This is a genomic window from Wolbachia endosymbiont of Laodelphax striatellus (assembly GCF_007115015.1).
Taxonomy (GTDB): domain Bacteria; phylum Pseudomonadota; class Alphaproteobacteria; order Rickettsiales; family Anaplasmataceae; genus Wolbachia.
Map to the genome: position 1 here is coordinate 769,019 of NZ_MUIX01000001.1, position 12,716 is coordinate 781,734.

Consider the following 12,716-nt stretch of genomic DNA (forward strand, 5'->3'; position numbering starts at 1 on the left):
TCAATCACAGTTTATATGTATTAAAGGATCGACTGCTTGACCATTATGCCGTATTGTGAAACACATCTGCGGATCTTTATCTTGTGTGCTTGATTTACCTGCAGATCCAATTACTTGACCTTGTTTTACTTTATCACCAATTTCAACTTGTATGTTTTTTAAGTAGGAGTACATAGTCATGTAATTATCTTTATGTTCCACTATAATTAAATTTCCGTACCACCTCAGGCCTTTGCCTACGTATATTACTTTGCCAGGTGCAGAAGCAATAACCTTTGTTCCACTTTGAGCAGTAATTTTTATGCCATCTTGACATATTTTATCAGAAGAGATAACTGCACCTTTAACCGGTATTACAAATTTACACATGCTTTGTGCATTATTGTTATATACCTTATCTACGAAGGCTTTTCTACTTTCTTTTTGCAGCGAAGAATCAACATTTTCTTTAATCAAATGATACTCCCTTGTGTACTCTAGGTCTCTTTTTCCATAAAATTCTTCGCCTTTAAGTAGTACAGGTGCAGGTTTTTGCAGGCCACAGCTTATCAGTATTGCTGATAATATAAAGAACAAGGCTATACGACACATAAACTTATCTCTAGATATATCAACTTTCACGAAACTTTATAGTGTTTTCCGTCTATTTATTACTTTCTTCATTTATTTTATCAGTCAAATAGTCTCTTAAATCGGTAAGTTCTTGCAACAAATTTCTTGAATAATGGTCAATTCCTACATCGTTACCAAATTCCTTTTGTACTCCTTTTATTGTATATCCTTTTTCATATAGCATATATTTTATTTTCTTTATTGCCTCTATACACTTATGATCATATAGTCTTCTTCCCTTCCGTTTTATGGGTTTAATTTGATGGAATTGACTTTCCCAGAATCTTAAAACATGCTGCTCCAAATGTAGTTCTTCAGCTACTTCTCCAATTGTGTAAAATAATTTTTCCTTATTCATCGGTTATTTATTAATTTCTTCATCATTTTTGAAGGTCTAAAAGAAATTGATTTTCTCGCTTGAATTACTACCCTTTCCAATGTCTTTGGTATATTTCCTGGTCTTTCTTTCTTGTTTTTAACCAAAAATGTTCCAAATGAAGATATTTTTACTATCCCATCCTTTGCTAAGCTCGTTTTTATCTCATCCAATATATCATCTATTATTGCAATAGAGTCTTCTTTCGATAATCCAATTTTCTGGTTTATACATTCAGCTATTGTTGCCTTAGTTACTGTTGTGTCTTTTGTTGTCATAATTTATTATAGTATGTTAATATAATATAACAGTCGACTCAAGATTCAGCTACTTTATTTTTATAGTATGTTTCTTTTGTAGCATAATTAAAAATACTAGCAAATGTTAACATTGCAAATATTGTGAAAAGCGCCATTTGATGATCTGAAAAAAGTGCTAAAATTGACACTAAAATTCCACTCATAACAAACATAAATCCATTGATAATGGATGATGATGTGCTAATATACTTCTGCTCAACAATCTCACTACCAACAGTAAAATTAAGCATATGTCCTCCTGCAAAAAAACCAAACATTAACATACAAAAGTATATAATATGAACTGTTAAATTACCGCATAGTAAAATAATAGCTGAAATACTTTGCAATGTGGCAAAAGCAGAGATTACGTGCCTTCTATTTTTAAATAGATTTGAGATTAGATCTGCAATTGGAGCACCAACTGCAAGACCAAGCCACAATATTGCAGTTGCCACACCTAACTCCATTGTATTGAGTTCTAAGTTGCTTAGTAACCTTGGTGCCCACAGCATATTAAGCGCTAAAAATGTTCCAAAAGTAATAGCACCCACTATTGAGGTTATCCAGATATCTCTTAATTTTAGCACTGTTAGTACAGAACATATTACTGTTTTTATAGAGCTCTTTATTGTGTATTCCCCCAAATTTTTTTTTGAAAGTCCTTTCGGATAAAAAAACATAAGTACGAATATTGATACGCCAAATAATATTACGCATACAATAAGATTTTTCCAATCTGCACCTTCGGCAAGCAAGCTAGAGAAGCACATTTGAATCATCAAAGCAGAAAGACTTGAAATTGTCTGCACTAGTGAGAACATCAGTCCAAATTGAGTAAGGGGAAAATATGTGCTACTTACATGAGCAGCGCCAACAAAACCAAACGATGCTCCAATTGCGATCAAAAATTGAGATAAAATTAAATGGGCAAAATTGTCACTCTTGATAAGGACAAAAAAACCAAAGAGCATGATTGACAACGAGAAAAAATAAATTTTTTTGCTGGAAAAAACATTAAACATTGCCCCACTAAAAAATTGTGAGATAGCAAAAGTCCAAGTATATGCTGAATTAGCTAGTGCAACTTGCGCAATCGTGAGCCCAAGTTCTTTTTCAAGATTCACACTTATAAAGGTGTAGATTATCTGCATATTGCTGAATATAACAATTAAGTTGCTGATCAGCCAAATGAACCAAGCTCTACTTTCCATAAGATTTTATAAGTAATCCATTAATAACAAGCCTCTTTTAGTCTCTGATTAATGTTAAAACAGTTGCAATTATAGATTATATAAAAGCTATGAAACAACAAATTTGTTGTGAGATTTTAATTGTTAGAATCTGTATATGATCTCAAAAAAAGAATAGATTTTTGCTTTTTATCCCCTGTTATAAAGGAGTATACAGCGTAGGGTGAAAGGCCTGGGTAAAGATGATATAATTCCAACAAGAGAGATACCCTTCAGATCATCTTCCATTGAATGTAATGGTTGATGTCACAGTTGAACAGCACAAGCAAAGACAATTAGAGTTATAAAATCTTGTTTAATACACATTAAAGTGGACCTATGTTTTGCCACTCAGAACCTGTTTTGAAAGGAAAAAAAAGAATAAAGCAAGAAATAGGAGGGTAACAAGTGATATAAGTTACAAGGCTAAATGTTGCACAAGGAGCAATAGGGAGAGCAAAAACATAACAATTATTAATGCGATAAAATATATAATGAGGAGTAATTGCTGGTGCTAACCTTTAATATAGTTATGCAAGAGGCCTAATTTAAAATATTAACGTAAAAAATTGCTTCCATATATTTTAAATCTGATTATAATCACAGTTAGAGATATTTTAAGAGCTCAAAATCTATCTTTGTCTGCAGACTGTTCAGTCAAATTTTTAATCAAAAAGCGTAGCGTATCTTCTTTAGTGCATATCTGTTGTATGTGTGCTGCACTTTTTTCTAATCTTTTTTACACAGGGGGATTTTATGTCCAGAATTCCAGATACTTGATCTTTACTTTAGCTAAAAAACAATAGGCGCCTATAGTTTAACGCTAATTAAAATAAAAACTTTTCTAATATATAGAAGAATTACAAAATCACTGTTTACTGAAAACGGGGCAAGAAAGCTGCTAATGTTACAGAATTTTAGGTAAACTTGACGTATAGTGTGCTCTCCTTACTTCAAGAACTCTTTAATATTTAACCACTTAAGTCCTTTCAAGATATGTTCTTAGATAATAGTTTTTCAAATCCTTGGTAAATCAAAGTCAGCTTAACTATTAATTATTTATCTTTTTTTCTAGTTATGTAACGGGTCTGTTATTAAATTTTTCAATAATACCTTTTATTTTCGCCGCCTCTTCAAACTCTAAATTTTCAGCATGCTTCAACATTTGCTTTTTCAAACTATTTAGATCATCCTTGCTAAAATTCTCAACTACCACTTTTTCCTGTAAAGTATTTGATATAGGCTTTATTATAGTTTTTGGTACAATATTATGCAGTGTATTATGCTCTGTCTGTTTCTTTCTTCTCCTTTCAGTTTCTTTCAGTGCACGATCCATAGAATTAGTAATTTTGTCTGCATATAAAATTACTCTGCCTTCAACATTTCGTGCAGCACGACCTATCGTTTGAATGAGCGAAGTCTCTGATCGTAAAAACCCTTCTTTGTCAGCATCTAAAATTGCAACCAATCCACACTCGGGAATATCAAGACCTTCCCGCAACAAGTTAACGCCAACAAGAACATCTATTTCTTTAGATCTTAATTTGCATATAATTTCAATTCTTTCCAGTGCACCAATATCTGAATGTAGGTAAGTTACTTTCATACTGAGCTCACTCATATGCTCAGCTAGCTTTTCAGCCATTTTTTTTGTCAATGTGGTAATTAGAATACAAAATCCTTTTTTTATTGTTACTTGCGCCTCGTGAATCACATCATCAACCTGACTCTCTGTTGGTTTTATGGTGCAGATGGGATCTGTCAGTCCTGTTGGGCGGATAACTTGCTCTATAAATGCGTGATTAGTCTTTTCTAATTCATATTTTCCTGGAGTAGCCGAAACGTAAATAGTCTGTGGCCGTATTGCCTCCCACTCTTCCAATTTTAATGGACGGTTATCAAAAGCAGAAGGTAGCCTAAAACCATAATCTATCAATTTCTTTTTACGTGCTTCATTACCGCTATACATTGCACCTATCTGGGGAACGGTTACATGGCTTTCATCAACAAATAAAATTACATCTTTAGGTAAATACTCAAACAATGTAGGCGGTGGATCTCCGGCTTTCATTCCGTAAAGATAACGCGAATAATTTTCAATACCTTTACACACTCCCGTTGCCATCATCATTTCAATATCAAAATTAGTACGCTGCTCAAGGCGTTTTGCTTCAACAATTTTGTTCTGTGAATAGTAATAATCCAGGCGTTCATGTAGTTCTTTTTTAATCAATTGAACTGCTTGCAAAAGAGTCTCACGTGATGTAGTGTAATAGCTATTTGGAAAAATGGTGACTGTATCTATGCGTCTGATAATATTGCCGTTCATGGCATCAATCTCAGAAATTTCCTCTATTTCATCACCAAACAATGATAAACGCCAAGCTTTATTTTCATAATAGGCAGGAAATATATCAATAATATCGCCGCGCACTCTGAAATATCCTCGCTCAAATCTGACATCAGAACGTTTATATTGGAGATTAACTAAATTATTCAGAAAGTCATTAACATGAATCTTATCTCCAGCACTTAAAGTCAAGGTCATGCTGAGATAGCTCTCAGGCGAACCAAGACCATATATACAAGAAACACTCGCAACTACAATCGTGTCCCTACGCTCCAAAAGAGAGCATATAGCAGAATAGCGTAGCATATCAATTCTTTCATTTATTAAAGAGTCTTTTTCAATATAAGTGTCTGTTTGTGGTGAATAAGCCTCAGGCTGATAATAATCATAATAAGAAATGAAGTATCCAACAGCATTGTGAGGAAAAAATCCTCTCATCTCCTCGTAAAGCTGCGCCGCTAAAGTTTTATTATGTGCCATAATTAACGCAGGCCTGTTTGTTCTTGCAATAACATTTGCCATAGTAAAAGTTTTTCCAGAGCCAGTTACTCCAAGTAAAACCTGATCTCTTTTATTACTATTTAACCCTGCAACTAAGTTGTCTATTGCCTGTGGTTGATCTCCAGCTGGCTGAAAATGTGTAACTATTTGAAATTCCATACCTTTATATTTTCATAATGTATTTATTACTATACAATACATTTGCTAGTGTAAATAAGGTATGAAAGAATGAACATAAAAAACTCTATTTTTTCTTTTTATAGAGCCTGCTCCAAATCCTGTTGTTGGTTAATACAAAAAACACCGTCAAAATTATAAAATATGTCACTATTTTTAGCCCAAGTTTATGTCGGCGCTCCAGTTCTGGCTCTGCTGCCCATTGTAAGAAATTTACCACATCATATGCCATATTTTCAACTGTGGCTTGCCTTGTACCATCATATTCTACCATTCCTTCAGAGAGTGGTGGTGCCATAGCTAACCTGCCTGTTGAAAAATATGGATTAAAATATAAACCGTTCTCATCATGTTCACCGTTTTGATAACCAATTAGTAGTGAATAGACATAATTTGCACCATCATGTCTTGCTTTGACAATTAATGATAAGTCCGGTGGAATTGCTCCATTGTTGCTTGCTGCAGCTGCTTCTTTTGTATCAAAAGGTGCAATAAAATAATCCGAAGACACTCCCGGCCTATCAAACATTTCACCCAAATCATTCGGACCATCTTTAACTTGGTAAGAGGCTGCAATTTGTTTTACATCCTCTTCAGAAAAACCAACATCTTGCAAATTACGAAACGCTATTCTATTCATTGAATGGCAAGCAGCACAGACTTCCTTGTATACTTTATAGCCACGCTGAATTGACTCTCTATCGAAAGATCCAGTAATTCCATCAAAACTCCAGTCGATTTTCTTATTTGGTAAAGGTTTAAACTCCTCTGCAGACAAAGAATTAGCGAAAAATAATACACAAAACACAGCAACTTTAACCAATAGCATCACTTCATCTCCGGCACGGAATCGCTTATTGTTTTTGGTAATTTTTTTGGTTTCTCATACTTACTAAGTAAAGGTAAAATTATCACAAAATATGAAAAATAATAAAGAGTTGAGAGCCTACTTAAAGTAATGTAAGGCTCCTTAATTTCTTGTCCCCCAAGCCAGGCAAGAAATGCAAAATTTATTGCAAAAACCCAAAAAAATTTCTTAAATAATGGGCGATAAGCACCACTTTTAACCTTTGATTTATCAAGCCAAGGCAAAAGAAACCACACTAAAATAGATCCAAACATGGTAAGTACACCAATAAGTTTATTTGGAATTGAACGCAGCATCGCATAAAAAGGTAAGAAATACCACTCTGGCACTATATGTACTGGAGTTACCATAGGATCAGCCTCTATATAATTATCAGGATGCCCAAGATAATTAGGGGCATAAAAAACAAATGCAAATAAAATTATAAAAAATAAACCAAAAGTTATGCAGTCCTTTGCTATATAGTAAGGGTAAAAAGGAATGGTATCCTTATCTGACCTGACTTCTATTCCACTTGGATTATTAGAGCCAAACCTATGCAGAGCAACAACATGCAACATAGCTAAAGCGATAATAATGAAAGGCATAAGATAATGCAGCGCAAAAAAACGATTGAGCGTTGGATTATCAACAGAGAAACTTCCCCATAGCCATATAACTATTTTATCACCAATTAAAGGTATAGCCGAGAATAAAGTAGTTATAACTGTTGCACCCCAAAAACTCATTTGTCCCCATGGAAGAACATATCCCATAAAGGCAGTTGCCATCATTGCAAAAAATATAAATATGCCAATAAACCATACCATTTCTCGCGGTCTCTTATAAGATCCGTAATATAATCCACGCATGATATGAACATAGACCACCATAAAGAAGAGTGACGCCCCAACAGCATGAGTATAGCGTATTAACCATCCGTAACTTACGTCACGCATTATACGCTCCACGCTATTAAACGCGTAATCAACATGCGGAGTATAGTGCATAGCAAGAAATATACCTGTTATTATTTGTAAAATCAGCGCTATACCAGCCAAAGAACCAAAATTCCAAGCATAATTTAAATTTTTTGGTACTTGATAAGAAGCAATATGTTTTAGAAAAGAAAATATAGGCAGTCTATATTCTATCCAACCTAATATACCTTTTTCTTCTATTATTTCTTTTTTGCTATCATCTTCCATAACTTAAAGCTTTGTCATCTTAACTCATTGTATTGTAACAATTTAACGCTAATAAACAATAAAAAGTTTAAGTTTAAAGAGTAGATTTCACAAAAACAAGCACTCAAATTTGAGTGCTTGTTTTAAAGGGACTTTTGATGATATACACCTTTAGATATTGTTGAATTGCTTAATGAACTTCGAGGACATTGATAAAGTTTTTCACAATTACTAAGTGCCATCTTGACATTTCTTTCTATAGCACTAACCTTTCTTTCTTTAATTTGCTCCAATGTCAAAAGTGAATCATCCAATGGTCTTGAATATTTTCTCCCGATAAACTTTCTGATTACCACGTCAGCTAGCAGAGCTGTTCCATTAAAATCAACTTGCGAAAAATCAATTGGGCTTCCAGTCAAATGTGCAACAGATTGCTTTGCAGGAGGTAAAGCAGGGGCACTCTGAAATAGGCTACTGAGTGCAGCAGTTGTTGAAGTTCCCATCCAACTAAATACACTATTAATAAAAGAAGAAGGTCTTACTGCACTACTTGGTGCAGGATCTGAGTTTACATTGGCACTCTCTGCTTCTGCAGCAATTTCTTTTATCGTTTTGCCGGAATAAAATAACTTAACATAATCTGATGGTGTCTCGTTCCTTATATTCTTAACATTATCAATGTCGGCACCATTATCATATAACAGCTTAATTATTTTGGGACGTTTTGAACTAATAGCCAAATATATAGGTGTTTCCCCCCGTTCGTTTTGAACATTGACATTAGCTTTATATTTAACGAGAAGTTCAACTATTTTTTTGTAATCTCTTCGGATAGCAGCATGTAGACACGAATCTTGTGAATCATCGTAAAAGTCAAATTTGCTATTTGGACTAGCACCATGCTTAAGCAGGACCTCAACTTTTTCCGGACTATTTTCATCTATAGCCCAGCCTACAAGAGTGCGTTTTTCACCAGCATATGAAAAATAACCACTAATGCTAGCCTTTTTATCGATTAGAAGCTCTATCATTTCTGTCGTGCCCTTTGTAACAGCATAGTATATAGGAGGCACACGAAAAAAGTCCTCAATATTAACATCTGCGCCATTCTCAATTAAAAAACTCATCATTTTTAAATCTTGTTTACTAACAGCAATCGATAAGGGTGAGTTACCATTTCTATCTTTAGAGTTAATAACGTTAGTAGTATGTGTCTTTCCTTCTCTAATATACTCCTCAGCTTTTTGAAAATCACGTTCCTTTACTGCAGAACGTAGCCCATCTCTCCATTTTTCAACTTCTGTTTTTGTAACCATAACTCCCCCCTAAAGGATAAAATTTTTACCTTTATACCACATAATTTGGGCATATGCTAGTAAAATTTATATGTAAAATTAAAAAAAATTTACAACGTAAGAGATTGTTATTTCATCACGTGCTACATTTAGTTTTTGTACAAAATACCATAAGCCTCCTTAATTTACTTAAATTTCGTAGCAGCTTATTCCCAACATATAAGAGCTTTAACTTAAAGAGGATTATACGAAAATAAGCACTCAAGCTTGAGTGCTTATTTTAACTGATTGAAAGGGATTTTTGGTGCACGCCTTTAGATATTGTGAAGTTGCTCAGTGAGCTTTCAGGATACTGATAAAGTTTGTCACACTTGCTAAGTGCCATCTTGACATCTCTTTCTAGAGAATTAAGTTTTCTTTCTTTAACCTGTCTTATCGTTAAAAGTGAATCATCCAGTGGCATTGAATATCTTTCCCCTGTGAATTTACTTATTGCTATAGCAGTTAGGAGAACTGTTCCATTACAGTCAATTTGTGAAGAACCAATAGGGCTAACAGCCAAGTGATCAACAGATTGCTGTGCAGGAGGTAAGGCAGGAGCACTGCTGAACAAGCTACTGATGGTAGTAGTTATCCCACTAAATATACTATTAATAAAAGAGGAAGGTTTTACAGCATTGCTTGCAGTGCTGCTAACTTCTTCAAAATTTTCTCTGATAAGAGTGGAGGAAGAGTTCACTGTGCTACTTGCCAAGTTTTTGGTATTACTAACTTCCAATTCTATCTTAATTGCTTTGGTAGGGGATAATTGAAGACTCGCTGCACTACTTACAAAATCTGTGCTGTCGTTAGCGTCTTTAATACCTGCTTTTATAGAAGTTAATTTTGCTTCACAGTCAGCTTCAGTAGCACTGCTCAATACAGATTCTATTTTTTGAATTTCACTACTACTACATTCATCTTTTCTAGCATCTCCAACAACATCTAATGCTGTTTTGCCGTAACGACTTTGAATACTAGCATCAGCACCTCTACAGAGTAGGAGTTTTACCATATTTAAATGACAATCGTTAGATGCTAAGTACAAAGGTGTACAGCCTTGATAATTTTTAGCATTGATGTTAGCACAACTATCAAGTAAAAACTTTGCTATTTCTAGTCTGTTATGTCTAGCAGCGATGTGCAAGGGAGTACTCAAATATCGATTGCTAATAGTAGTATTAACATCAGCACCGTTTTTACATAAAAACCGTAATATCTTTAAATTACCGGAGAGAGTAGCATGATGTATAGGTTTCATATAGTATTTTTCATAATTCAAAACCTCATTTTTTATTTGTTTATGCTCTATCTCTTCAATACATTCTTTAACTTTTTGAAAATCACCTTTGCCTATAGCAGAAGCTAATTTTTCCCCAAATGTCTCAATTATTTTTTGTCTTTCCATCAAATACCTACTAAAGTACAACATCCTTGGCTTTATATCACACAATTTAGTATGTGCAATTGAAATTTACAGGAAAAAATTTCAATAGTGAAGAATTAGGTCTTCCAACAACCTATCATTTTAACTTTCGTACAAGACATGCTGAGCTTCCTTATTCAAATTTTTTTGCTCTTAATAAGAAGCAATCTGCTTTAGAAGAGGAAATAAGGGATAGAAAAATAAGCACTTAAATTTGAGTGCTTATTTTAACTGATTTAGAGGGACTGTGATGATAAAAACCTAGATATTGTTGAATCGCTAAATGAACTTCGAGGACATTGATAACGTTTTTCACAACTACTAATTGCCGTCTCGAGTTTTTTTTCTATAATATCAAGTCTTGTCAGAGGTGGATTGTCCAATAGCCTTGAATACTTTTTCCCTGTGAACTTTTTGACCACTACATCAACTAGTAGAGCTGTTGCATTAAAATCAACTTGTGAAGAACCAATTGGGCTACCAGCCAAGTGATCAACAGATTGCTGTGCAGGAAGTAAAATAGGAGCACTGCTGAATAAGCCATTGAGTGTGGCAGTGGTTACCCAACTAAATATACTATTAATAAAAGAAAAAGGTTTTACTGCGTCGCTTAACGCATTTGTACTATTATCATGATAGCTAAAGTAATTCCTAGCTTCTATTACCTTAGGATTTGCTCTAGAAGCTAATGTCTGACAATTAACTTCTTTATCAGCACATTTTAATGTAGATATTATTTTTTGCCTTGTATTGCTAGTACATATAGATTTTGGTAGGGTCGAGAACTGGCGCGCCTCTTTAGGGCTTGGTGGCTGATCCATTATTTTCATGTTGGGCCTCAATCCAAAATTCCCATGTTTACGTTTCCAGCTCCCGCCTCGTCAAACGCAGCATGCAGTTTTCCCGCACTACGCTTTCCTAGCAGATTCTTACCAAAGTTTATAACATCTTGTACTGGGGCTGCTTTCGGAACGTAATATCTTAATCTATAGTCTTTATATAGACCTAGTGTTTCGTATATCCATTCGCTACTCCACCTCTCCCAGCCAAATCCTTTTGCTTTTCTAGCTTTCATTAATTTGCGTCTTACTTTCTTCTCTACCCATAGTTTCACGTAGTTAAAGTTTCGACCTGAGTTTCCTATCCTAAAGTAGTTTGTCCACCCTCTCAGTATTGGATTAATGATATTTATCACTTTCCATATTGGTTGCGATTTGTGGTCGCGAAATACCTCCTTCAATTTTTGAAGTAAGTTTGTCCGCGCTTTCATCTGTGGTGTTGTTTGTACCCTCCACTTTCCTTGTTTTGTGATCTTCTCTCGAAAATCAAATCCTAGAAAGCTGAATGTCTCTCTTTCCTTTAGGTTAATTACTTTTGTCTTTTCTTTATTTACTTCTACCTTTAGTTTTGCTAATTCTTCTTGTACCCTTCTATACACTAATTTTTCTAGCCATTCCCATCTCTGGTGCCCATCTATCAGTATCACTAAATCGTCTGCCCATCTGGCGTATTCTATATGTCGATATTTTCCCTCTTTTGTCACCTCTTTTGCCTTCTCTAGCATTTTATCTACCTCATTGAGGTATATATTGCTTAATAGTGGTGAAAGTGGTGATCCTTGCGCTATTCCTCGTTTCCCTCCTACTTTGAGGATTAGCTTGATCAAGTGCATGATTTCTTTATCATTTACTCTTTTGGAAATCTTTTCCATAAGAATATGGTGTCGCACATTGTCGAAGTAGGATTTCAGATCTATGTCAATAACTTTTGTATTGCCTTTGATTGCTGCTTTCGATACTTTATCAATTGCTTCATGCGCTTTTCTCCTAGGTCTATATCCATATGATCCGTCCTGAAAGTTAGATTCAAATATTGGTTCAAGTATTAGCTTCAGTGCTGTTTGCACTATTCTGTCCCGGATGCAGGGTATGTTCAACGTTCTGAGTTTTCCCCCAACTTTTGGTATTTCCTTCCTCCGGTTCCTATTTGGGCTATAGGTTTTGGTTATTAGTTCGTGTCTTATTTGTTGAAGATACTTTTCTAAGCCTTCTGCCTCTATCGATTCAAATGTCACCTCGTCTATTCCTGGTGCCCCTTTGCTCTTCTTTGTCAGCTTATATGCTTCTTCTAGTGTCTCCATCTTGCAGATGTGAACATAGATTCCCCAGAATCGCCATTCCGGTTCTGTTTTCGCTTTGGTATATATCTTTCTTCTCAGGTCTTGTAATTTTATTGGCATTTTTATCATTTTTACCTTTACCTTCCTTTTTGTTAAAAGATTTCTACTAGTAGGGTGCCTTTGCTCCATGAGAGTTACCTCACTTCTTTACTACTACGCACCCATCCGCCACCCTCTCATCTTCGGTTCTTTTCCT

General features: G+C 34.7%; 11 protein-coding genes and 1 pseudogene. 1 reads left to right on the plus strand and 11 read right to left on the minus strand.

Annotated features, from left to right (window positions below; genetic code table 11):
- From BVG17_RS03525 to BVG17_RS03570, 9 genes are all read right to left on the minus strand, one after another.
- Window positions 1-591 (minus strand): murein hydrolase activator EnvC family protein, encoded by a 591-nt coding sequence (locus BVG17_RS03525; RefSeq protein WP_063630806.1) that lies wholly within the window; start codon window positions 589-591, stop codon window positions 1-3.
- A gap of 52 nt (window positions 592-643) precedes the next feature.
- On the minus strand, window positions 644-970 hold the full coding sequence (locus tag BVG17_RS03530) for a MerR family transcriptional regulator (protein ID WP_063630780.1): 327 nt from the start codon (window positions 968-970) through the stop codon (window positions 644-646).
- Window positions 967-1,266 (minus strand): integration host factor subunit alpha, encoded by a 300-nt coding sequence (locus BVG17_RS03535; RefSeq protein WP_063630779.1) that lies wholly within the window; start codon window positions 1,264-1,266, stop codon window positions 967-969. The genes BVG17_RS03530 and BVG17_RS03535 overlap by 4 nt, the downstream gene beginning before the upstream one ends.
- 38 nt (window positions 1,267-1,304) lie before the next feature.
- Window positions 1,305-2,501: an MFS transporter gene (locus BVG17_RS03540; protein ID WP_052264710.1), complete on the minus strand. Its 1,197-nt coding sequence runs from the start codon at window positions 2,499-2,501 to the stop codon at window positions 1,305-1,307.
- Window positions 2,502-3,594: 1,093 nt separating this feature from the next.
- A complete protein-coding gene (uvrB, locus tag BVG17_RS03550; protein ID WP_052264709.1) occupies window positions 3,595-5,529 on the minus strand; it encodes an excinuclease ABC subunit UvrB in 1,935 nt (644 codons plus the stop codon).
- 85 nt (window positions 5,530-5,614) lie between these two features.
- Window positions 5,615-6,376: a cytochrome c1 gene (locus BVG17_RS03555; RefSeq protein ID WP_052264708.1), complete on the minus strand. Its 762-nt coding sequence runs from the start codon at window positions 6,374-6,376 to the stop codon at window positions 5,615-5,617.
- The gene (locus BVG17_RS03560; protein WP_052264707.1) at window positions 6,376-7,602 is read right to left on the minus strand and encodes a cytochrome b; all 1,227 of its coding nucleotides are present in this window, start codon (window positions 7,600-7,602) and stop codon (window positions 6,376-6,378) included. Before BVG17_RS03560 ends, BVG17_RS03555 begins: the two co-directional genes overlap by 1 nt.
- Before the next feature lie 122 nt (window positions 7,603-7,724).
- Window positions 7,725-8,897, minus strand: a complete 1,173-nt coding sequence (locus BVG17_RS03565; RefSeq protein ID WP_063630778.1) for an ankyrin repeat domain-containing protein — start codon at window positions 8,895-8,897, stop codon at window positions 7,725-7,727.
- A gap of 259 nt (window positions 8,898-9,156) precedes the next feature.
- Entirely contained in the window at window positions 9,157-10,323 is a 1,167-nt protein-coding gene (locus BVG17_RS03570) for an ankyrin repeat domain-containing protein (protein WP_063630777.1), read from the minus strand.
- A 53-nt stretch (window positions 10,324-10,376) separates the two neighbouring features.
- On the opposite strand from BVG17_RS03570, the gene BVG17_RS09190 reads away from it, so the two are divergent.
- Window positions 10,377-10,553 (plus strand): hypothetical protein, encoded by a 177-nt coding sequence (locus BVG17_RS09190; protein WP_157072273.1) that lies wholly within the window; start codon window positions 10,377-10,379, stop codon window positions 10,551-10,553.
- 24 nt (window positions 10,554-10,577) lie between these two features.
- Here the strand turns inward: BVG17_RS09190 and BVG17_RS03575 are convergent.
- Together BVG17_RS03575 and ltrA are read right to left on the minus strand one after the other, a co-directional pair.
- Window positions 10,578-11,069, minus strand: a pseudogene (locus BVG17_RS03575) (ankyrin repeat domain-containing protein); the annotation flags it as partial.
- A 110-nt stretch (window positions 11,070-11,179) separates the two neighbouring features.
- Window positions 11,180-12,649: a group II intron reverse transcriptase/maturase gene (gene ltrA / locus BVG17_RS03580; RefSeq protein WP_241654105.1), complete on the minus strand. Its 1,470-nt coding sequence runs from the start codon at window positions 12,647-12,649 to the stop codon at window positions 11,180-11,182.
- Window positions 12,650-12,716: the final 67 nt, after the last annotated feature.